We start from the raw sequence: 22,042 nt of genomic DNA, 5'->3' as shown, positions 1-22,042 counted from the left end.
CCTGTTCAGTGGGCCGCGCCCTCTTCCCGCACCTTGGCAACGTCCGCCGCCGATACGGGCGGGGCGTCGTTGCCCCAGGCCTGCCGCAGGAAGGTGGCAAGCTCGGCCACTTCCTCATCGTTCAGACGGTCCTCATAGCCTTGCATGACCAAGCGCATCGGGCGTTTTTCCGTGCCCTCGACCTCGGCCCCGTGCAGGATGATCGACACGAGCGGCATGGTCTGATCCGCCGTCACAAGGCTGTTGTTCGCCAGCGCGGGGAAGATCTCCGGTGCGCCGCGACCCGTGACGAAGTGACAGGCGGAACAGTTGTCGAGATAGAGCCGCGCGCCTTCGGACAGGTCCGTCGCCTCGGTCAGCATCGTTTGCGTTTCCGTTACCGGCGCGTCCGTATCCTCCTCAAGCGACAGGGGATAGTCGGTGGCGAAGGTTTCCGGCACCTCGACCTCGGCCCCGTCCATTCCTTTCAGGAAGGCGGCGATGGCGATGTTGTCCTCATCGGTCAGATATTGGAGCGAGTGTTGCACGACCAGCCCCATCTCTCCGTTGGCGGTGGAGACGGCATTGCGGCCGGTGGACAGATAGAGGGCCATTTCCTCAATCGACCAGGCGTGCGGGGCCGAACCTTCGCCGCGCAGCGACGGGGCCAGCCAGCCGTCGATCTCGCCGCCGGCAAGGAAGTTCTCATCCCCGACCGAAATGCCGTCCTGCGCCATGAACGTGTTGCGCGGGCTGTGGCAGGCGGCGCAGTGACCCGGGCCTTCGACCAGATACTGGCCACGATCCTGGACCTCGTTCACCTCCGCCGCGGTGAAGCCCGCGTCGTGGCGCAGGGCCAGCCAGTTCCACGCCCGGATGCCGAAGCGCATGTTGAACGGGAAGGACAGCGACGTCGCCTCCACCTCGTTCCGGACCGGCTCCACCTCGTTCATGAAGTAGTCGTACATCGCCCGCACGTCTTCTTCGGTCAGCTTGCGATAGTTCTCATAGGGCATCGCGGGATAGAGATGCGTGCCGTTCGGCGTCACACCGTCATAAAGTGCCGCGCGAAAATCATCGAGCGACCAGTTGCCGATGCCCGTTTCCGGGTCCGGCGTGATGTTCGTGGACCAGATCGTGCCCATCGGGCTTTGAATCGCGCGGCCACCGGCATAATCCGCGCCGTCGTCAGAGGTGTGGCAGGCCACGCAGTCCGACGCGGTGGCGGCATAGGCCCCCTGCCCCGGCTCGGGCTGCCAGTCGTCGGGCAACGCCGCGACCGGGCCCGTGCGCTGCACCGGCACGAAGATGAAGGCCAGAAGCGCGATCAGGCCCAGAACGACCAGCACGCCGATGATGCGAAGGAAGGTTTTCATGACGATCTCTCCCCTCAGACCAGGTTGCGCGGGTTGGACAGGTATTGCGTGCGGATCGCGTGGGCCGTGTGATAGGCCAGCCCGCCGACCAGACCGGTCGGGTTGTACTGGATGTTCTGCACGAAGTTGCCCGCCCCGGTGATAAAGACGTTATGCTTGTCCCAGGCCTGGCTGAACTTGTTGACCGCCCCGGTGGTGGGCGATTCCGACATGATGTGCCCGCCGGTATTGTGCGTCGTCTGATAGGGGCGCACGTCGTATTGCGCGCCTTCCGACTTGAAGCTCGATTGCATCAGGTCGGGGTTCATGGTCCGCGCGACCTCCTCGGCCTTGCCCTTCATGAACTGGGTCATGCGGATGTCGTTGGGGTTCCAGTTGAACGTCATGCGCATCAGCGGACGCCCGTGCCGGTCGGTATAGGTCGGGTCGAGATCCAGATGGTTCGTGGCATAGGACATGCACGAACCGTGGGTTCCGATGCTCATGGCATGACCATACCATTCGCCCACGGCGGCCTTCCAGTCCGCACCCCATGCCGGGGTGCCCGACGGCAGCGGCATCGACCGGATCGGCTGGCCGTTCGTCTGACCCGACCGCCAGTAGGCGCCACCGATGAACCCTTCGGCCCCGAAGTCGATGTTGTTGATCCCGAAATCGTCGATGCACATGCCGTTGGCGCCGGTGCCGACGAACGGGTTGAAATGTTCATCCTTGAAGAACATCGTCACGCCGCCGTTCATCTGATAGGCGTAGTTCTTGCCCGTCACGCCTTCGCCCGTCACCGCGTTATACGGCTGGCCGATGCCCGACAGCAGCATCAGGTGCACGTTGTTCAGCTGATACGACGCCAGGACGACGATGTCGGCCGGTTGGAAGACTTCCTCCCCCGCCTTTTCGTCGAAATAGGTGACGCCTGTCGCGGTGCGCCCGTCGGCGGCCATCTCCACCCGCAGAACTTCGGATTCCGTGCGGTATTCGAAGTTCGGCATCCGGCGCAGCGCGTCCAGAATGGTCGTCTGCGGCGAGGATTTGGAATATTGGTAGCAGCCGTAGCGTTCGCAGAAGCCGCAGTGGTTGCACGGCCCCATCTGCATCCCGTATTCGTTCACATACGAGGTGGAGGCGATGCCACCCGGCGCCGGGAACGGGTGATAGCCCATGGCGCGCGCCGCTTCGGCGAACTTGTGCCCGTCATAGGTCGTGGGCATGGCGGGCATCGGATACTCTTCCGAACGCCACGCCTCGAACGGGTTGCCGCCCTCGCGGCGCTGACCGTTCAGGTTGCCCGCCGTGCCGGAAATCCCCGCGACCTTTTCGAAACGGGTGAAGAAAGGCTCCATCTCGTCATAGGAGACGGGGTAATCGCCAATCGTCATGTCCTCGGGGATGATCCCCTCGCCCCAACGCTCCGAGATATAGGAACGCAGGCGCAGCTCCTCGGCCTGCGGACGCCAGTTCAGGCCGTTCCAGTGCGTGCCGGCCCCGCCCACGCCGTTGCCGGGCAGGAACGATCCCAGGCTGCGATAAGGCAGCGCCGTCTCGCTTTCCGTGCGGCGGATCGTGACCGTCTGCTGGCTGGGCTTCTGCATCATTTTCAGACGGATGCCGTATTTCAGCTCGTCGATCATGTCGGGGTATTGGAAATTGGGCACGGTATCCTGATCGTGCCCACGCTCCAGCGCGAGAACGTCAAGCCCTTCGTCGGCCAGTTCCTTGCCGATGATCGCGCCGGTCCAGCCCAGACCGACGATCACCACGTCGCGTTTTTTTTCCTGACGTGCCATGCTTTATGCCCTCTCGCCTTTGATCGAAACCGGTCCGAGCGGGTATTCGACGTTGAAACGGTCAACCCATTCCTTGTAATTGGCCCGTGCGCCGGGGAACCCGACATAGACCCAGGCCTGCATGTCGTGATTGCCGCCATACATCGGGTCCGACAGGTAACCTTCCTTGGTGTTCGCCAGAAGGATCGTGAAGAAATCCTTCAGTTCGGGCGCAAGGCCGGCCTCGTTCTTTTGCAGCGCGGTCAGAACCGCGTCCTGCACATCATCGTCCAGATCGGCGAAGATCGCGCCGTGCTGGTCGGTGCACCACTGATCGACCAGCGGAATCGCCTCGCGGTAGATCTGGGCGGGGTTCAGCGGCGTCTGCCAACCGCGCAGCGGGTCGGCATCCGGCTGGAACGGACCTTCCATGTACCAATCCGACGCCGCGCCGTAATCCCCCGCCAATTGGCGGTCGATGAACACGGGCACCCGCGCCTCGATCGCGCCGGGGCCATCGCCCTCCGACGGGATGAGGCGGGAGACGGCGGCAAGCACGAAGGCCCATTCGACGCCGTTCAGATACTCGCGCTCATACTGGTCCAGCGGGACGGGGGGTTGAGGGGCTTGGGCTTTTGCGGACAGCGCAAACCCCGAAAGCGCCGCACCGGCAGCCGACGCTTTCAGAAAGCTGCGGCGGCTGGGAAGGCCGGGAAGGTCGGTCATGGATTGCTCCCTACCGGCGGAAGGCCGGACTTGGTGGCTTTGAAAAGGACATGCGCGACGACAGGCCGCAGACATCATGGCTTCGTGATAAAACCCGTATCTCCCCGCCACAACCCGCTTCTTCACGAAACCGCGAAAATTCTGACCGCCGTGCAAATGCTCGCCCCCGCCCATCACGAACGCTTTACCTGAACGGCGGATTGCCTTTAGGTCTTGAACACGATCACGGTCCGGGGGCGGAGGCGCCCGCCGTGAAAAATAAAATATGGGAGGACAGGGATGAGCAATCCTGAGAACGGCCGCGTGCCCCGGTGGAGCCTTGTCGGGCCGGGTCTGGTCGTGGCGGCCACAGGTGTCGGCGCGGCGGATCTGATCGCGACGACGGTGGCGGGCAGCCTTTACGGCTATGCCCTGCTGTGGTCGGTGATCGCGGGCTGCATCATGAAGGTGGTTCTGGTCGAGGGGGCGGGCCGTTACTGTCTGGCCACCGGCAACACGATCTTCGAGGGCTGGAGCAGCCTTGGCCGCTGGACGCATTGGTATTTCGGCCCCTACATCACCATCTGGGGCTTCGTCTATGGCGCGGCGGCCATGGCGGGAACGGGCCTTGCGCTGTATTCGCTGTTCCCGTTCATGGGTGTTCCAGCCTGGGGCATCCTGTCGGGGCTGATCGGCGCCGCCCTTGTCTGGTCGGGCCGCTATGCCCGGTTCGAAAAGGTCCTGACCTGGCTGGTCGCGCTGATGTTCATCACCATGGTCATCGCCGCCGCCCTGACCCTGCCCAATCTGGGCGAGGTTCTGACGGGCCTTGTGCCGCTGATCCCCGAAGGGGCGATGATCAACGTCCTGAGCGTCGCGGGCGGCGTCGGGGGCACGATCACGCTGGCCGCCTATGGCTACTGGCTGCGGGAAAAGGGCTGGACCACCCCGCGTTTCATGCGCGTGATGCGGATCGACAACTCGATCGCCTATGTCGTGACGGGGCTGTTCGTGATCTCCACCCTGATCGTGGGGGTGGAGCTTCTCTATTCCGCAGGCATCGCCATCGGGCGCGGCGATCAGGGGATGGTCGATCTGGCCGGTGTGCTGGGCGAACGCTATGGCGTCTGGGTCAGCAAGCTGTTCCTGATCGGCTTCTGGGCCGCGTCCATGTCGTCGCTGGTGGGCGTGTGGAACGGGGTCAGCCTGATGTTCGCGGACTTCCTCGGCCATGTGCAGGGCAAGGCCCACAACCATCCCGACCGCATGTCCGGGGGGCGCTTTTACAAATTCTATATCCTGTGGCTGACCTTCCCGCCGATGATCATGATGTTCCTGGGCCAGCCGGTCTATCTGATCCTGGCCTACGGCGTTCTGGGATCGCTGTTCATGCCGTTCATGGCGATCACCCTGCTGTGGATCCTGAACACCGACCGCATTCCGGCGGAATGGCGCAACAAGTGGCTGACGAACGTTCTGCTGGTGCTGTGCGCCGCCGCCTTCGTGGCGCTGGCCCTGAACGAGCTTTACACCCGCATCGGCAACTTCTTCTAAAATGCCGATGACCGGTCCGCCCAACGGCGGGCCGGTCCCTTGCGCGGTCAGGTCTGAAGCATCCGCAGCACCACGAAGACCAGACCCGACACGGTGGCCGTCGCCGGCACGGTGATCACCCAGGCCGCGATGATCGTCATGAAATGCGACCGGCGCACCAGCTTGCGGCGCTGCCGCTCCTCGGTCGCCATGCTGGGGATGTCCACGGTGCCGGCCATCTGCCGCATACGGCGCGCCTCCACACGTTCGCGGAAGAAGCCGACGCCGAACACCCCGCCGATGGCGATATGGGTGGAACTGACCGGCAGGCCCAGCCAACTGGCCGCGATCACGGTGATCGCCGCCGACAGCGCCACGCAATAGGCGCGCATCGCGTTCAGCTTGGTGATCTGGTCGCCCACCATGCGGATCAGGCGCGGCCCGAACAGCATCAGCCCGACCGAGATCCCCAGCGCGCCGATGACCATCACCCATAGCGGCACGGCAAAGCCTCCGGCGCCGCCCGAATGGCCCAGCGTCGCCACGATCGCGGCCAAGGGGCCGATCGCGTTCGACACATCGTTCGCGCCGTGGGCAAAGCTCATCAACGCGGCGGACAGGACGAGGGGAAGCTGGAACAGCACCTTCAACGACTTGTTGCGGTTCTCCAACCCTTTCGACCGCCGCCGGATATAGGGTTTGGCCAGCGCCCAGGACAGAACCGCACAGGCCATCCCGATCAGCAGCGCCTGCCCCAGCGTGATGGCGAACACATGCCGCAGCCCCTTCAGCGCAAGATAGGTGCCGAACGCCCAGGCCATCACCGCGATCAGGACCGGCACCCAGGTGCGGGCGGCGACGATCTTGTCGGGCCGGTCGATCACCAGCCGGTGCACCACCCAAAGCGCGGCCGCCGCCAGCCCTCCCCCCAGAACGGGCGAGACGACCCAGCTCAGGGCGATGCGCGACATCCCGCCCCAATCCACCGCCCCGAACCCCGCCGCGGCGATCCCCGCGCCCGCCACCCCGCCGACGATGGCATGGGTGGTGGACACGGGCGCGCCCAGCCATGTCGCAAGGTTCAGCCATAGGGCCGAGGACAGCAGCGCCGCCATCATCGCGATCACGAAGATCCGCTCGTCCGCCAGACTGGCCGGGGCCACGATCCCGCTGGCGATGGTATCCACCACGTCGCCCCCGGCAATCAGCGCGCCCGCCGTTTCGCAGATCGCCGCCATGATCAGCGCGCCCGTCATCGTCAGGGCGTTGGCCCCCACCGCCGGGCCCATGTTGTTGGCCACATCGTTGGCGCCGATGTTCAACGCGAGATAGGCGGCAAAGGCCGAGGCCACGACGATGATCAGGCTGCCCGCCCCCCCGCCCGCGATCAGCGCGGCCCAGATCGCGGCCAGGGCCACGAACACCATCGCCAGCCCCACCGCCACCAAGGGCTGCGCGACATAGGTGGTGGCGTATTCGACGCGGGAGATCCGGTTCAGGTCGCGGTCGAGCACCCGCCAGCCCGGCTCGGGCTGATCGCGCAGCCGCTGGTCTTGTCCATCAGTCATCGTAAGGGTCCGGGAATTCTGGGTTATGTCAGGGGGCGGGCGCGCGCAGCAGATCCGGGCTGCGCCGCAGCAGGGCCGCAAGTTCGGGTTCATCCACCAGCCCGGCCGCCTGTTCGGGCGCGAACCAGCGGCGGTCGCGCTGGCCCGCCTCGGGGAAGCGGTCCGCCAGCTGCGTGACGTGGATGGCATAGACATCGACCAGCGTGTGCACCGGCACATCGCCGCTCAGCCGTTTGCGATAGGAATAGCGGCCGACAAGGGCGGGTTCGGCGCGGTCGGCGCGGATGCCCGCCTCCTCCCACGCCTCTTCCAGCGCGGTGCCCGCACCGTCATGGCCCGATTTCGGCCAGCCCTTCGGCAGGATCCACCGCTTCGTCGTGCGCGAGGAGATGAGGAGGATTTCGATCCCCGCGCCCGCCTCGTGCCAGCACAGCGCCGCCACCTGATACCGCGACGGACGCCGCAGGATCGGCGCGATGAACTCGTTCCAGATTGTTTTCAGCATGCGTCACGCCCCCGAAGTTGCCTCCGCCCTATCAGCGGATACGGGAACAATCGAGCATAAACGTCATAAAACTGTTACAAGTTGCGGGGTGCGACCCTAGTCCAACAGTTGCATCAGCGCCTTGCCGTAATTCGTCTTGCGGAAGATGTCGATCCGGCTTTGCAGGCCCGCCGCGTCGATCCAGCCTTGGGTGAACGCGATCTCGTCCGGGCTGCCGGTCTGCAGGCCCTGACGTTCCTCCAGCGTGCGGACGAAGTTCCCGGCATCAAGCAGGCTGGCATGGGTTCCGGTGTCGAGCCAGGCATAGCCGCGTCCCATCTGTTGCACCGTCAGCTGGCCATCCTGAAGATAGGTCCCCAAGAGGGAGGTGATCTCCAACTCCCCCCGCGGCGAAGGCGCGATGGACGCCGCCCGTTCCGGCGCGGTGCCGTCAAGGAAATAAAGGCCGGTGACGGCATAGTTCGAGGGAGGAACCTCGGGCTTTTCGATGATCGTCTCCACCCGCCCCTCGGCATCGAAGGCGACCACGCCATAGCGTTCGGGGTCGGCCACGTGATAGCCGAAGACCGTCCCGCCCTGCGGCTGCGCATCCGCCGCCTTCATTAGGTCCGGCAGACCGTGGCCGAAGAAGATGTTGTCGCCCAGAACCATCGCCGAAGGTGCGCCGTCCAGAAACGCCTGCGCGATCAGATAGGCCTGCGCCAGCCCGTCGGGCGACGGTTGCACCAGCCAGGTGATCCGAATGCCCCACTGGCTGCCATCGCCCATCAGACGCTGGAACTGGTCCTGATCCTGCGGGGTGGTGATGATCGCGATGTCCCGTATTCCCGCCAGCATCAGAACCGACAGCGGGTAATAGATCATCGGCTTGTCATACAGCGGGAGAAGCTGTTTCGACACGCCCATCGTGATGGGATAAAGGCGCGTGCCCGAACCGCCGGCCAGAATGATCCCCTTGCGCTGCGTCATCGTGCGACCTCCAGGTCTTTCAATACATCGGTCAGCCCCGTGCGCCAGTCGGGGCGCGTCAGGCCGAATGTGGCGAGGGCGGAGCAGTCCATCCGGCTGTTCGCCGGGCGCTTGGCCGGGGTGGGATAGGCGGAGGAGGGAATGTCCGTGACCGTCACGTGGCATCCCGCCTGCGCGAAGATTTCCCGCGCGAAATCGGCCCAGCTCACATCCGGCCCGCCCGACAGGTGATAGATGCCGGAGGTGTCCCGCGTCAGACCGCGAGCCATGGCGATGCAGGTCTCGGCGATGTCGGCGGCGGCGGTGGGGCCGCCCACCTGATCGGCCACCACGTTCAGCGCCCCGCGATCGGCCAGCCGCAGCATGGTCTTGACGAAATTCGCGCCGTGGGCGGAAAACACCCAGCTTGTCCGCAGGATCGCGTGCACGCCGCCCGCCGCCGCGACCCCTTCCTCGCCCCGCAGCTTCGACCGGCCATAGGCGCCGATCGGGTTCGTGGGATCCTCGGGCCGCCAGGGCCGTGTGCCCGTGCCGTCGAAGACATAGTCGGTGGAGATATGGACGAAGGGAATGCCCTTATCCGCACAGGCGCGCGCCATGGCGGCGGGGGCGTCGCCGTTCACGACGGTGGCGGCGGGCTCCTCGGTCTCGGCCTTGTCCACGGCGGTCCAGGCGGCGGCGTTGATCACGGCAGTTGCGTCATGCGCCATGATCGCGGCGGCGCAGGCGGCGGGATCGGACAGATCGGCCTGATCGCGCGACAGGAACGTCGCGTCCGGCAGGCGGCGGCGCAATTCCTGCGCAACCTGCCCCGTGCTTCCGAAGACGAGGATCATGCCTTGGTCCCCAGCCGCCCGCCGGCGCGGGCCTGCAAGGGGCGCCACCACTCCTCATGCCCCAGATACCAGTCGACGGTCTTTTCCAGACCCTGCTCCAGCGTGACCGACGGGCGCCAACCCAGTTCGGTGCGGATGCGTTCGGGGTCGATGGCATAGCGCAGGTCGTGGCCCGGACGGTCCGTCACGAAGGTGATCTGGTCGGCATAGGCGGCATCCTTCGGCCGCTTGCGGTCGAGGATCGCGCAGATGGTCTGCACGATGTCGATGTTGCGCGCCTCATTCTCGCCCCCGATGTTGTAGCTGCGGCCGACCGCGCCGTTTTGCACCACGGTCAGCAGGGCGTCGGCATGATCCTCGACATAAAGCCAGTCGCGGACGTTCTCCCCCTTGCCGTAAACGGGGATCGGTTCCCCGGCCAGGGCCTTCAGGATCACCACCGGGATCAGCTTTTCGGGGAAGTGATAGGGCCCGTAATTGTTCGAGCAGTTGGTCATCACCACCGGCAGACCATAGGTTTCATGCCACGCCCGCACCAGATGATCCGACCCCGCCTTCGACGCGGAATAGGGGCTGTTGGGCGCGTAGGGGGTGTCTTCGGTGAACTGCCCCGTCTCTCCCAGCGTGCCGAACACCTCGTCGGTGGAGATGTGGTGGAAGCGGAACCCCTCGGGGCGGCCCTGCGCGGTCCAATAGGCGCGGGCGGCTTCCAGCATGTTGAAGGTGCCGATCACGTTCGTCTGCACGAAATCCCCCGGCCCGTCGATGGACCGGTCCACATGGCTTTCGGCGGCCAGATGCATCACCGCATCGGGGCGGTGGGCGGCAAAGACGCGGTCCAGGGCCGCGCGGTCGCGGATGTCCACATGCTCGAACGTGTAATCCGGGCTGGTGGCCGCGTCGGCCACGTTGTCCAGACAGGCGGCATAGGTCAGCGCGTCGACGTTCACGACCGCATGGCCGTCGCGGATCGCCTGCCGCACCACGGCCGACCCGATGAAGCCGGCCCCGCCGGTGATCAGGAGTTTCATGCCTTGTCCATCGTGAAGGGGGATTTGAAATCGGCCAGCGTTCCGGCGGCGGCGTCCTTGTCGGACAGAAGCGGCGTCACCCCGTCCGGCATGGGCCAGTCGATGCCCGCGCTGTCCCACCGCACCGCACCGTCGCATTCGGGCGCGTAGTGATCGGTGCATTTGTAACAAATCTCGGTATCATCGACCAAGGTCAGGAATCCGTGCAGGAATCCCGCCGGAATCCAAAGCTGCACGCCGTTGTCAAAGGACAACTCGGCCCCGAACCAATGGCCATAGGTGGGGCTGCCCACCCGCACATCCACCGCGACGTCGAACAGCGCCCCGCGTCCGCAGCGGACCAGCTTGCCCTGCGCATGGGGCGGGGACTGGAAGTGCAATCCGCGCACCGTTCCGGCCTTGGCCGACAGCGAATGGTTGTCCTGCACGAAGTCCGGCAGGTCCAGACCCGCCGCCGACAGGGTCTTGCGGTTCCAGCTTTCGGCAAAGAACCCGCGCGTGTCCCCGAAGCGTCGGGGGGTCAGAAGCATCACCCCGTCGAGGGCGGTCGTCTCGATCTTCATTCCGGCAGTCTCCGCCATCACTGTCTGTTTGGGCCTGGTCAGAACGTGTGCTCAATCATCTTTTCGATGGGTTCGTCAACCGGGCGGAAGACGACCTCGCCGCCGAACCGCTTCTTGAACTTGGCGAACGCCACGTTGAACTCGGCCTCGGTCGGCACGGCCCAACGGTCCGGCATGTCGATATACCCAAGCTCGGTCAGACGCTGGCCCAGCAGCGCGTGGTCCACCTGCCCCCAGCTGAGACGGTTCGCGGCCTTCTGCCCCGGCGGCATCCAATCGCCCAACAACGTGTTGATGATGTCGGGGCGGCGGCCCAGCATCCCCGTCAACTGCCGTTCGATGTTGATATAGGCCATCATGTTGCGCCGCAGGATCACCGCGATCTTCTGATCGGGCCGCGCCACCAGCCCCAGCAGGTGGAAGGCGGAACTGTCCAGACCGATGACATGGGTGGCCGCGCGGTATTGGGCCAGCTGATCCTCAAGGCTGTGTTCCTGCGGATGATAGGCGGTATAGCCCTGCGCGATCAGGTTGGCCTCCAGCGCGACCTCGTTCAGGATGCGGCCCTTCTTGCCGGTCTTGGTGCGCGAGATATAGATCTTCTCCGCCCCCTGCGGCGCCACCGTCCGCTCCAGCACGTTCAACGAGGCGCGGAATTCGGGCGTGCCAAGCGCGATGGGACCAAGACCGAAGCCCTGCCCCGGCACCTCCAGCGTCTCGATCCGGGTCGGTTCGCGGATGAAGGTGATCGGCTTGTCGATCTCCATGATCTCAAGAAACCGCTTCTGCCATTTCGACAGATCGACCAGATTTTCATGCTTGCCGATCAGGATCAGGCTTTCGGCATCGCTGTTCTTGACGGCCCAGAGGCGCGAGATGCTTTCGGTCAGGAAGTGGCCGAAATGGGCGAAGACCTGACCGCCCCAGATGTGACGCCCGGACAGGCGCGCCGTCGGCGGCTCGCGGTCCACGACCGGGGTCATCAGGCGGGTATCCCCGCGAAACAAGGCCCCTTCCGGCACATCCCGCCCATCGGAGTGGGTCAGCCCGCACATCTGCACACGGCGCATTTCCCCGGCGGGCCAGACGATCGCGTCGTTCAGCACCGGAATCTCGCGCGACCATCCGGCATCGGGCATGGGCATCTGACTTGTATCCATATTCACCCCGTCCCCTTTGCGTTGCGCCATGCCCGTCTTCATTTCCGTTTCACCTTCATCGCGACGTCGATCGGCAGCGGTTCCAGCCGGTCCATCGCCGCCTCGAACCCGTCCGAGGCGCGCAGCCGCGCCAGTTTCGCCTGCCGCCGCTTTTCCACAAGGTCGGCGGCGGCGCGCACGGCCGGGACGGTCAGCAAGTCCGCAATCAGCGCATCGCGGCGGGCCTTCAGTAGCAGGGCCGACCGGTCCTCGATCTCGTTGCGGTCGAACAGGCCGAAATAGCCTTCGTCGTATTTGGAATGATTGTCCAGAACATCCCCGCGCAGGCGGCGCAGCATGTATTCCTCGCGCGATTTCACACCGTAATGGTTCATCTGCGCCAGGCCATAGCCGATCTCGCGGATGTTCAGCCGCCATTTAAGGTTCTTGCCGTCAATCGCCTCGCCGTCGCCGTTCACCCACGCCACGGGATAGGCCTTGCCCTCCTCGCTCCGGGCGAAGCGCATGTTCAGATACGGGCGGTGGATGGCCAGCGCCAGATGCGGGTCGGTCTTGAACAGGGTCTTGATGCCCGACCCCTTGACGAAATCGTCGGGCGCGGCCTGCGTCAGCCGTTCGGTGACGGGCCCCGCCTCGAAGTCCCGCGCACCCGCACTGCCGAAGAACCGCCAGGTCAGGCACAGGCCGGTCGCGTCGCGCCCAAGAACCTCGTCGATCAGGCCGTCGATCCGGTGATCGCCCCCCTTCACCGTCACGAATTCGTCCAGATCCATGACCAGCAGCCAGTCCGCGCCAATGACCAGCGGGTTCTGCTCGGCCCAGTGCAGCGCTCGCGACTGCGGCGGCTTGTCCCGCCACTGCGGGTTGTCCAGCCGGGTGCACAATCCGCAGGCCGCCAGCGCGTCGAACATCTCGTCCGTGCCGTCGGTGCAATCGTTGGTATAGGCGAGGATGTCGGTGAACCCCAGCACATGATGATGCGCCACCCATTCCAGGACATAGGGCCCTTCGTCCTTCGCCATGGTCACGATGCGGACATTGCCGTGGCGGGACAGGTTCGGCCCGCCGGGAATGCGGGCCTTGCGCGCCTCCAGATCGGACAGGGCGGCGGCGCTGGCGGCGGCGACCTCGGCCTCGATCCGGCGCGCTTCCTCTCGGGCGGCCTTGACGGCGGCGGGATCCTGCGGCGGGGCATCGTCCGGCGTCGCTTCGGTCGCCGCCGGCGCGCGCACGGGGGACGGATAGTCCACGATCCCCCGCCCGGCGGCCCAGCGCCCGATCCAGCTGTTCCGATCAGGCAGACCGATATCGGAGCGCGACGCCACCTTGCGCAACCAGCGGGAATAAAGGTGGACGGAGTAGCTGCCCGCTTCCGCCATCCGCGCGTCCAGATCCTCGGCCTGGCTTGGATCGACCAGAACCTTGCGGTCGTTGAACGCCACGGGGAAGAACGCCGATTGCGGGGCCGCGTGCCCGATTTCCTCGGTCGCGATGGCGAATTGGGTCACGGCCTTCGGGCCGAATGTGCCCCATGGCAGATCACCGATGCCGAACCCCGGCTCTTCCTGCCAACGACGGGTGATCTCGTCCCGCTGCTTGCGGTTCATCCATGGCGGGACGGGCTGCGGCGCGGAAAACAGGTCATCCAGTTTGCCAAGCAGCTTCGATGTCTGCGGCATTCCGAAAACGGCGTTCCCAAGCTCAAGCTTGTCTTCCCGCTCATGGCCGATGAACCACTCGGCGCTTTTGAGGAATGGCTTGAGGGCGATGACGTCCGTATCAACCCACACCCGGCCCGTCACCAAAACCATCTTCACGCGAAAGATGTCGGCGTGAAGGGCGGGGCTGTTTGCACTTTTGTAAACGAGGATATCCTCGTTCTCCCACACCTCGCGCGCATCGCGCACCGTCACGCCCTTCGGCGCGTTGGGCACATCGCCATAGGTATAGAGCACGACGTCATGCCCCAGATCGACAAAGCTCTGCAGCGATGCGATCTCCAACCATGAGATCGCGCCGTCGATCCACAGGGAACCGATGGGGGCAAGGTCGGGCGATTTGGGTGTCATGCCTTCGGACCCTTCTGTCGCAAGGCGGTTCCGGTCGGGCGCGTCAACCCGACACCTTCGGCTTCACGATGCTGTCGGGGGCGGATTGCAGTTGAAGATCCAAGCTGGTGCGGCGGGCCTTGATCTGGTTCTTTTCCTGGCTCAGCAAATGCATCTCGGCCTTCTCTTCGGGCGAGCGCACCTTGATCTTCTTCAACTCGCCAAACCGCCCCCACACCTCGGCGCGACGCGCGGCGATCGCATCGCCGGGCGCGGTCAGTTCGGCCAGATCGGCGAACTTGGTGTTGGCCGCGATGGCCTGATCCGCCACCTCGGCGAACCGCGTGCCGCGGAAGAACTTGGCCTGGTGGAAATGCACGATCTTCGCCTCCACCGCGTTGATGTTGCGAAAGAACTTCTCATGATGCCGCTCATGCCCGGGATGCGAGATGGACAGGTTCCATTCTTTGCCCAATTCGCGCGCGCCAAGCCCGCTGGCCGCGATCGCCAGCGGCAGGGCGATCTGATCGAGCCACGGGCGCTTGTTCACGACATTCGGGTCGGCATCCAGTTCGGTCGCCACGCGGAACCAGCTTTCGGCAAAGCCCGAGCCGGTGGGAAAGGCGATCATCCCCGCATTCCAATACGGCAGGCTCAGCTTGTGGCTGCGGATCAGACGGACGCGCTCCTCGGGGAAAGGCAGGCCGAACTTGTCATAAACGTATTCCCACGATCCGGGGTTGCCGCCCCAGCCCTGCACCCCTTCGGGCACGACGCCCACCTCGCCCGCGCCCACCAGATCGGCGCGGTCGAAGGGGGCCACGATGGCCGTGTCGGTGTCCAGAAACAGGGTGTATTCGGTGTCGCGCGGCTCCAGACAGGCCAGGATCTTGTTGCCCTGCTTGTAGAACGAGGCGAAGGCGTCCGTCGGCTCCATGAACCGGATCTCCGCCCCCATGCGGTCATAGAATTCGGTGACATAGGGGAACAGGAATTCGCGCTTGTTCGACGGGCAATAGGCGATGACCTTCACATCGCCCAGAACGTGACGGATGGAGGACAGCAGCACGATGCTGTCGCGGGTCAATCCCGGCGGGTCCAGAACGAAGATAATGGAGAGGTCATGAAGGTGCGGGGTCGCGGTCATATCCTGGTCCAACATTTTGCCGTTCGGGAATAACGCTATTCATTCCCGATGCATGTGAACTAGTCAATGAACGATTGTCCGATGGGGCGGCCCCGGCCCCGGGGGCCCGCCCCTGTTCGGGATTGGCGTGTCAGACCATGGGCGGGGCGGCGCGGAACGGATGACCTTCGGGCAGGTTCCAGCCCCCCTTGCCCGTCTTGTGCGATTCCCACCCTTCCAGCCTGTGACGCGCCTCGGTCGTCAGCACGTCGTCGAACACTAGGATCTGCTGCACGACCGTCGCCTCCGGCACATTGCTGCCGTCGGGATAGCTGCCAAGCTGCGACCCGCCGGTGGCGGTGGCCATGCCCGCCCCGGTGCCCGACCCGCCGGCCGTGCCGTCCACCCAGAATGCGAACGTCCCCGTCGTGCCCGCATCGCGGGTGTGGATGACGCAACGGTCCTTCCCATCCCAGGTGACCGTGGCATTTTCCGGGTTCGAATGCTTGTCGATCCGCATCGCATCCGACCGCGTCCCGACCCGCAGGCACATCATCTGCCCGCGCGCGAACCGGCCCCAGCCGAACACCACCCGCCCGACCGCCGGTTCGTCCGACCAGGCCGAGACGAGCATGGACCGCGCCGCCGCCGCCAAGGGCAGGCCACCGATCCCGCCCGCCATCGTCCGCCCGCCCGACAGGATGACCCCCGGCGTGCCGTTGCGGGCCGTGGCGTTCCACTGGGGGCGGCTTGCCGCCGTGTCCTGTGTCCACACAATGCCGCCGACCTTGTCGCGCCACTGGCCAAGGGCCGCCCCGTCCAGGGTCATCGTTCCCCGATCCGACGCATCCCACCACGCCCGAAGGGCCGGCAGATCCTGCGGCGTCCAGGGCCGCGCACCGGCGCCCGACACCCCGGACATCGGTTGGGCCACGGTCAGCCCGATCCCCACGCCGGTCATGATCCCACCCCGCCGCCTGCTGCCCAGTCGTTCCCGATCATCGCCCATCCCTTCACTTGACGCGGGGAAAGATAGGGCGGCGTTTCTGAACGGGGTCCTAGACCACCGTGCGGCGCGCCATCAGGCGGCGGCCACGGGGATGCGCGTCATCGCCCCGTTGTGGATCGCGGCAATCTCGTCCATCTCGGCATCGAAAGGGGGGGCCGTTTCGGGCAAGGGGCGGTCGATCAATCCCCGCTCCAGAAGTGCGACTGACAGGGCCGCGAAATCCAGCTCGCCCCAGCTCATGTCGTCGGCTTTGGTCTTGCCGGGCCGGATCCAGTCCGCCGCCACGGCGTCGATCACCGCCACATCCGCGCCCGCCCCCACCAGTTGGTCGAAGAAGGTGATGTATTCCTTGGCGCTGCGGCGTTTGATCAGGGTGAAGGTCTGATGCGGCTGCGTGATGAACCCCGCCAGATGAAAGGCCGACCCGTCCGGCCCCAGAAGATGGGTCGCGTTGCGGAAGGTGGCCAATTGATCGGCGATGGAATGCCGCTGGGGGTGATAGATCGCGAACCCCTCGGCCGCCAGCATCCGTTCCAGCGCCTGTTCGGCCAGAACGCTGCCCGTCTTCTTGTGCAATGCCGTGCGCGAGATATAGAGCTTCTTCGCCCCGCCCGCCGCAGGCCCGGGATCCAGCCGCCGCGCGAAATCGCGAAACTCGGGCGTACCGGTCGCCATGACGCCCAGACCGAAGCCCGGCCCCGGAATGATCAGATCCTCCACCTGAAGGGGGTCATAGACGATGCGCACCGGCAAGGTGATGCCCAGCCGTTCCAGGATCTGCTTTTGATACCCGGCCAACTGATCGGGCCGCTTGCCGCGCAGGCGTTCGGGCGTGAACAGGATCGACTGGGCGCCGCTGTCGGCCGCGCCCCACAGGCGTTGCAGGGATTCGGCCAGAAAATGTCCGAAATGGAAGAACAGCGTGCCGCCCCACAGATGCCGCCCGGCCAGGGGCTGCGCCGCGCTTGGGCAGGTGCCGCGCCCGCCGCGCTGCGCCCGCCGCCAACGATAAAGCGCGGCCTCGGGGCACAGCGCGCCCTGATGCCACAGCCCGCCATCCGCCGGATCGATCACCCCGCCCTGCACCCGCAGAACGCTGCGCGCCCATCCATCCGCCGGGTTCGGGGCGGGCAACCGGACATCCGGAACCTGGGGCCTGTCCATGTCTTCGTCGGTCTCCGGCTGCGCTCTTGCGGTCGGGTGATCTTGCCAAGGACGCCCGCCTAGGTCAATCTTTCCCCGGCGACATGCGACAGGGACGACCGATGCCGATATTCAAACACGCGGGCCAATTGCTGTTTTTCGCCCATGTGCCGAAATGCGCCGGAACCAGCATCGAAGATCATCTGGTCCGACGCTTCGGGCCCGCGGCCTTCCTGAACCGCCGCCATGCGCCGGGCAACAAGCACAACTGGACACGCACCTCGCCCCAGCACCTGCCTGCCAGGCAACTGGCGCTGCTGTTCCCCGATGGGTTCTTCGATGCGGGCTTTGCCGTGGTGCGTGATCCGGTGGCGCGGGTGCGCAGCGCCTTTCATTACCATCAGACCAAACGCGGCAAGATCCCGGCCGAGGAGACGTTGGAAACCTGGCTGACCCGGGTGCGGGGGTTCAACGACGGCGAACACGCCCGCTATGACGATCATTTCCGCACACAGGGCGCGTTCGTTCCCGAATGGTGCACGATTTTTCATCTGGAGGACGGGCTGGACGGCCTGTCGGCCTGGCTGGACGATTGGGCGGGCCCGACGACGGTGGCCCCCATCGGGCGGGCGCTGGTCGGCACCTATGACAGCGCCCCCGTCGATCCCGACCTTGCGGCGATGATCCGCGAACATTACGCCGACGATTACGCCCGGTTCGACCGGTATCGCCCGTCCGCCACGACCTGACGGGCCGGCTCAGAACGCCAGCGGGCTCTGCTCCACCACCGCCTCCATCGACACGAGGCTGGAGGTGTTGTTGATGAACGGCAGGACCGAGATGTCCTCCGCCATGATCCGCCGGAAATCGGCCATGTCGCGCGACCGGACCTTGACCAGATAATCGCACCCGCCGGCGATCATATAGCATTCCTCCACCTCGGGGATGGCGCGGATGGCGGCGTTGAACTGCTGCAACGCCTTTTCCCGCGTGTCCGACAGGCTGACCTCCAGATAGGTGACATGCGTCAGACCCAGCTTCATGGGCGAGATCATGGCCCGGTATCCCGCGATCAGCCCCATCTCCTCCATCCGCCGGATGCGCAGGGCGACCGGCGTCTTCGACAGCCCCACGGCGCGCGCCAGATACGACACGGGGATTCGCGCGTTGCGAACCAGTTCCTCAAGTATCCGTCGATCCACCTTGTCCAGATCCGCCATCGCACCAAAGCCCCCTGCCAGAATATTCCGATCGCCTAGGATATCGCAGGATATTGGCGACATCACCTGCGGTCCATCCCCTATACTTGCCGGACAACAAGGAGTTCGGGATGGACCACGCCTTTACCACCGATGCGAAATTCCGGGACGAAACCGCCCTTCTGGCCGACCTTGCGATGCAGGCGGATCTGGATGAGGCGGCGCGGCAGCGCATCGCCCGGCGCGGCGCGGATCTGGTCCGCCGCATCCGGGCCGAGGCGAAGCCGTCGCTGATGGAGCATTTCCTGTCCGAATACGGGCTGTCCACCCGCGAAGGCGTGGCCCTGATGTGTCTGGCCGAAGCCATGCTGCGCGTGCCCGATCGCGTCACCATCGACGCGCTGATCGAAGACAAGATCACCCCCTCCGACTGGGGGCGGCATCTGGGCGAGGCGACCTCGCCGCTGGTCAACGCCTCCACCTGGGCGCTGATGCTGACGGGCAAGGTGCTGGACGACGATCAGGGCGGCACCCTGCGCCGCATGGTGCGCCGTCTGGGCGAACCGGTGATCCGCACCGCCGTCGGCCGCGCGATGAAGGAAATGGGGCGCCAGTTCGTTCTGGGCCAGACCATCGACGCCGCCCTGTCCCGCGCCAGATCGCGCGAAGCGCAGGGCTTCACCTACAGCTACGACATGCTGGGCGAGGCGGCGATGACCGGCGCCGATGCCGCCCGCTACGACCGCGCCTATCAGGATGCGATCACCGCCATCGCCCACGCCTGCGACAAGGGATCGGTGGAGGCCAATCCCGGCATCTCGATCAAGCTTTCGGCCCTGCATCCCCGGTATGAGGTGGCGCAGGAAGGCCGCGTGATGCGCGAACTCGTGCCCGTCGTCCTGCGTCTGGCGCGTCAGGCGCGGGCCGCGAACATGGGCCTGAACATCGACGCCGAGGAGCAGGACCGGCTGGTCCTGTCGCTGAAGGTGATCGAGGCGGTGCTAGCCGACCCGTCCCTGGCGGGGTGGGACGGGTTCGGCGTCGTCGTGCAGGCCTATGGCAAGCGGGCGGGGGCGACCATCGACGCGCTGCACGCCATGGCGGTGCGGCACGACCGGCGGATCATGGTGCGTCTGGTCAAGGGCGCCTATTGGGATACGGAGATCAAGCGCGCGCAGGTGGACGGGCATCCCGACTTTCCGCTCTTCACCTCGAAACCCGCGACCGACATCAGCTTCATCGCCAACGCGCGCAAGCTGTTCGACCATGCCGACCGCATCTATCCGCAATTTGCCACGCACAACGCCCATACGGTCGCGGCCATTCTGGACATGGCGAACGGTCGGCGGTTCGAATTCCAGCGCCTGCACGGCATGGGCGAACGCCTGCACGACATCACCCTGCGCGACACCGGGGGCCGCTGCCGCATCTATGCCCCCGTCGGCGCGCACCGCGACCTTCTGGCCTATCTGGTGCGGCGCCTGCTGGAAAACGGCGCGAACAGCAGCTTCGTCAACCAGATCGTGGATGAAGGCGTCCCGCCGGAGGAGGTGGCCCGCGACCCCTTCGCCACGCCACGCCAGCCCCCCGCCGCGCTGGTCGCCCCGATGGACCTGTTCGGCACCCGCCGCAATTCCATGGGGTTCGATCTGAGCGAAGGGGCGACGCTGGACCGCATCATGGCCGCGCGCAACGCCGATCCCGCCCCCGCCCATCCCCGAACCGTGCGCCCCGGCACGGGCCCGGCGCAGGACATCCTCAACCCCGCCACGGGCCAGCCCGTCGGTCAGGTGATCATGGCCGATGCCGCCACCGCCACCCGCGCCATCGACGATGCCCGCCCGTGGGACATTCCCGCCCCGGACCGCGCGGCCGTCCTGCGCCGCGCCGCAAATCTTTACGAGGATGCCTTCGGCCCCATCTTCGGCCTTCTTGCGCGCGAGGCGGGAAAGACCCTGCCCGACGCCGTGGCCGAACTGCGCGAAGCGGTGGACTTCCTGCGCTATTACGCCGATCAGCCGGTGACGGGTCCGGCGCGCGGCATCATCGGCGCGATCAGCCCGTGGAACTTTCCGCTGGCCATCTTCACCGGACAGATCGCCGCCGCCCTGATGGCGGGCAACGCCGTCATCGCCAAACCGGCCGAGGCGACGCCCCTTGTCGCCGCCTTCGCCGTGGACCTGCTGCACCGCGCGGGCGTGCCGCAGACGGCGCTGCAATTGCTGCCCGGTCATGGCCCCGTCGTCGGCACGGCGCTGGCAAGCGATCCGCGCATCGGCGGGATCGTCTTCACCGGATCGACCGCCACGGCGCAGACCATCGCCCGCACCATGGCCGCGCATCTGGCCCCCGGCACCCCCCTGATCGCCGAGACCGGAGGGCTGAACGCGATGATCGTCGATTCCACCGCCCTGGCGGAACAGGCGGTGCGCGACATCGTCAACGGGGCCTTCCGTTCGGCCGGGCAACGCTGTTCGGCCCTGCGCTGTCTGTATGTCCAGGACGACATCGCCCCGCATCTGGTCGACATGATCAAGGGCGCGATGGACGAATTGCGCGTGGGCGATCCGTGGCGGCTGGACACCGATGTGGGGCCCGTCATCGACGCGCGGGCGCGCGACGGGATTGCCGCCTATCTTGCCGCCAACGCCGGGCGCGTGATCCACAAGGGCACCGCCCCGCAGCAGGGCACCTTCATCGCCCCCACCCTCCTGCGCGTGTCGGGCATCGCGGATCTGGAACAGGAGGTGTTCGGCCCGGTCCTGCATGTCGCCACCTTTAAGGGCGGCGCGATCGACCGCGTCGTGGCCGAGATCAACGCCGCCGGATATGGCCTGACCTTCGGCCTGCACACCCGCATCGACGATCGGGTTCAGTCGGTGACGGACGCGGTCCATGTCGGGAATATCTATGTCAACCGCAACCAGATCGGGGCGGTGGTCGGCAGCCAGCCCTTCGGCGGCGAGGGGCTGTCGGGCACCGGGCCCAAGGCAGGCGGCCCGGATTACGTCCCCCGCTTCACGAAGGCGGCCCGCCCCGACGGCGCGCACCCTGCCCCGGACAGCGGACCGGCGAATGAGGGGGCAATCCGGTCCCAACTGGCCACCTTCACCCCGGCCCGGTTGGAGGAGCGGATCCTGCCCGGCCCGACCGGAGAGCTGAACCGCCTGACGCGTGTGACCCGCCCGCCGATCCTCTGCCTCGGCCCCGCGGTCGAGGCGCAGGCGACCGAGGTGGAAGCCTTGGGCGGCCAGGCCATCCGCGTGGCGGGGCGTCTGGCCCCGGACGCGCTGACACGGCTGGACGGGTTTTCCGCCGCGATGTGGTGGGGCGATGACGGCCAGGGGCGCGCCTATGCCACCGCGCTGGCGGCGCGCGCCGGGGCGATCCTGCCCCTTCTGACCGCCCTGCCCGACCTTGGGCACATCGCGCATGAACGGCATCTGTGCGTCGACACCACCGCCGCGGGCGGCAACGCGGCCCTTCTGGCCAGCTGACGCCGCTGGGCTGGGGTGTTGCCACCCCGATT

At 66.1% G+C, this 22,042-nt stretch carries 18 protein-coding genes; 3 read left to right on the top strand and 15 right to left on the bottom strand.

All coding sequences use genetic code 11. The annotated features are described in order from the left end of the window. Nucleotides 1-5: 5 nt before the first annotated feature. From MU449_RS03915 to MU449_RS03905, 3 genes are read right to left on the bottom strand one after another with little or no spacing between them, the layout of a single operon-like run. A complete protein-coding gene (locus MU449_RS03915; protein ID WP_244736700.1) occupies nt 6-1,355 on the bottom strand; it encodes a cytochrome c in 1,350 nt (449 codons plus the stop codon). A 14-nt stretch (nt 1,356-1,369) separates the two neighbouring features. Further along, nucleotides 1,370-3,139 (bottom strand): GMC family oxidoreductase, encoded by a 1,770-nt coding sequence (locus MU449_RS03910; protein ID WP_244736699.1) that lies wholly within the window; start codon nt 3,137-3,139, stop codon nt 1,370-1,372. A gap of 3 nt (nt 3,140-3,142) precedes the next feature. Continuing rightward, entirely contained in the window at nt 3,143-3,844 is a 702-nt protein-coding gene (locus MU449_RS03905) for a gluconate 2-dehydrogenase subunit 3 family protein (RefSeq protein WP_244736698.1), read from the bottom strand. 279 nt (nt 3,845-4,123) lie between these two features. On the opposite strand from MU449_RS03905, the gene MU449_RS03900 reads away from it, so the two are divergent. Then, nucleotides 4,124-5,377 (top strand): Nramp family divalent metal transporter, encoded by a 1,254-nt coding sequence (locus MU449_RS03900; protein ID WP_244736697.1) that lies wholly within the window; start codon nt 4,124-4,126, stop codon nt 5,375-5,377. 47 nt (nt 5,378-5,424) lie between these two features. On the opposite strand, the gene MU449_RS03895 is transcribed toward MU449_RS03900, so the two are convergent. The 11 genes from MU449_RS03895 to MU449_RS03845 form a co-directional block, all read right to left on the bottom strand. Further along, nucleotides 5,425-6,924 (bottom strand): inorganic phosphate transporter, encoded by a 1,500-nt coding sequence (locus MU449_RS03895; RefSeq protein WP_244736696.1) that lies wholly within the window; start codon nt 6,922-6,924, stop codon nt 5,425-5,427. 28 nt (nt 6,925-6,952) lie between these two features. Beyond that, nucleotides 6,953-7,429: an NUDIX hydrolase gene (locus MU449_RS03890; RefSeq protein ID WP_244736695.1), complete on the bottom strand. Its 477-nt coding sequence runs from the start codon at nt 7,427-7,429 to the stop codon at nt 6,953-6,955. Between the two features lie 96 nt (nt 7,430-7,525). After that, nucleotides 7,526-8,398, bottom strand: coding sequence for a glucose-1-phosphate thymidylyltransferase RfbA (gene rfbA, locus MU449_RS03885; RefSeq protein ID WP_244736694.1), 873 nt, complete (start codon nt 8,396-8,398; stop codon nt 7,526-7,528). Further along, nucleotides 8,395-9,234, bottom strand: a complete 840-nt coding sequence (gene rfbD / locus MU449_RS03880; protein WP_244736693.1) for a dTDP-4-dehydrorhamnose reductase — start codon at nt 9,232-9,234, stop codon at nt 8,395-8,397. Before rfbD ends, rfbA begins: the two co-directional genes overlap by 4 nt. After that, complete coding sequence (gene rfbB, locus MU449_RS03875; RefSeq protein ID WP_244736692.1) at nt 9,231-10,265, bottom strand: dTDP-glucose 4,6-dehydratase; 1,035 nt, start codon at nt 10,263-10,265, stop codon at nt 9,231-9,233. Before rfbB ends, rfbD begins: the two co-directional genes overlap by 4 nt. Next, nucleotides 10,262-10,828 (bottom strand): dTDP-4-dehydrorhamnose 3,5-epimerase, encoded by a 567-nt coding sequence (rfbC, locus tag MU449_RS03870; protein WP_244738962.1) that lies wholly within the window; start codon nt 10,826-10,828, stop codon nt 10,262-10,264. Before rfbC ends, rfbB begins: the two co-directional genes overlap by 4 nt. A gap of 38 nt (nt 10,829-10,866) precedes the next feature. Further along, nucleotides 10,867-12,018, bottom strand: coding sequence for a glycosyltransferase family 61 protein (locus MU449_RS03865; protein WP_244736691.1), 1,152 nt, complete (start codon nt 12,016-12,018; stop codon nt 10,867-10,869). A gap of 8 nt (nt 12,019-12,026) precedes the next feature. Further along, nucleotides 12,027-14,057, bottom strand: coding sequence for a glycosyltransferase family 2 protein (locus MU449_RS03860; RefSeq protein ID WP_244736690.1), 2,031 nt, complete (start codon nt 14,055-14,057; stop codon nt 12,027-12,029). Between the two features lie 43 nt (nt 14,058-14,100). Continuing rightward, complete coding sequence (locus MU449_RS03855; RefSeq protein ID WP_244736689.1) at nt 14,101-15,183, bottom strand: hypothetical protein; 1,083 nt, start codon at nt 15,181-15,183, stop codon at nt 14,101-14,103. Nucleotides 15,184-15,313: 130 nt separating this feature from the next. Then, nucleotides 15,314-16,123 carry a hypothetical protein gene (locus MU449_RS03850; protein WP_244736688.1) on the bottom strand — a complete coding sequence of 270 codons (810 nt, stop codon included), beginning with the start codon at nt 16,121-16,123 and terminating at the stop codon, nt 15,314-15,316. A gap of 120 nt (nt 16,124-16,243) precedes the next feature. Beyond that, a complete protein-coding gene (locus tag MU449_RS03845) occupies nt 16,244-17,335 on the bottom strand; it encodes a glycosyltransferase family 61 protein (protein WP_244736687.1) in 1,092 nt (363 codons plus the stop codon). Between the two features lie 101 nt (nt 17,336-17,436). Between MU449_RS03845 and MU449_RS03840 the strand changes: the two genes are divergently transcribed. Then, nucleotides 17,437-18,063, top strand: coding sequence for a sulfotransferase family 2 domain-containing protein (locus MU449_RS03840; RefSeq protein WP_244736686.1), 627 nt, complete (start codon nt 17,437-17,439; stop codon nt 18,061-18,063). Between the two features lie 9 nt (nt 18,064-18,072). On the opposite strand, the gene MU449_RS03835 is transcribed toward MU449_RS03840, so the two are convergent. Further along, on the bottom strand, nt 18,073-18,534 hold the full coding sequence (locus tag MU449_RS03835; RefSeq protein ID WP_244736685.1) for an Lrp/AsnC family transcriptional regulator: 462 nt from the start codon (nt 18,532-18,534) through the stop codon (nt 18,073-18,075). Nucleotides 18,535-18,644: 110 nt separating this feature from the next. On the opposite strand from MU449_RS03835, the gene putA reads away from it, so the two are divergent. Further along, nucleotides 18,645-22,010: a bifunctional proline dehydrogenase/L-glutamate gamma-semialdehyde dehydrogenase PutA gene (putA, locus tag MU449_RS03830; RefSeq protein WP_244736684.1), complete on the top strand. Its 3,366-nt coding sequence runs from the start codon at nt 18,645-18,647 to the stop codon at nt 22,008-22,010. Nucleotides 22,011-22,042 lie beyond the last annotated feature (32 nt).

It is taken from the genome of Falsirhodobacter halotolerans, assembly GCF_022899245.1.
In the GTDB taxonomy this organism is placed as follows: Bacteria; Pseudomonadota; Alphaproteobacteria; order Rhodobacterales; family Rhodobacteraceae; genus Falsirhodobacter; species Falsirhodobacter halotolerans.
The sequence above is the reverse complement of the archived record's forward strand: the minus strand, read 5'-3'. Positions and strand labels throughout refer to the sequence as shown.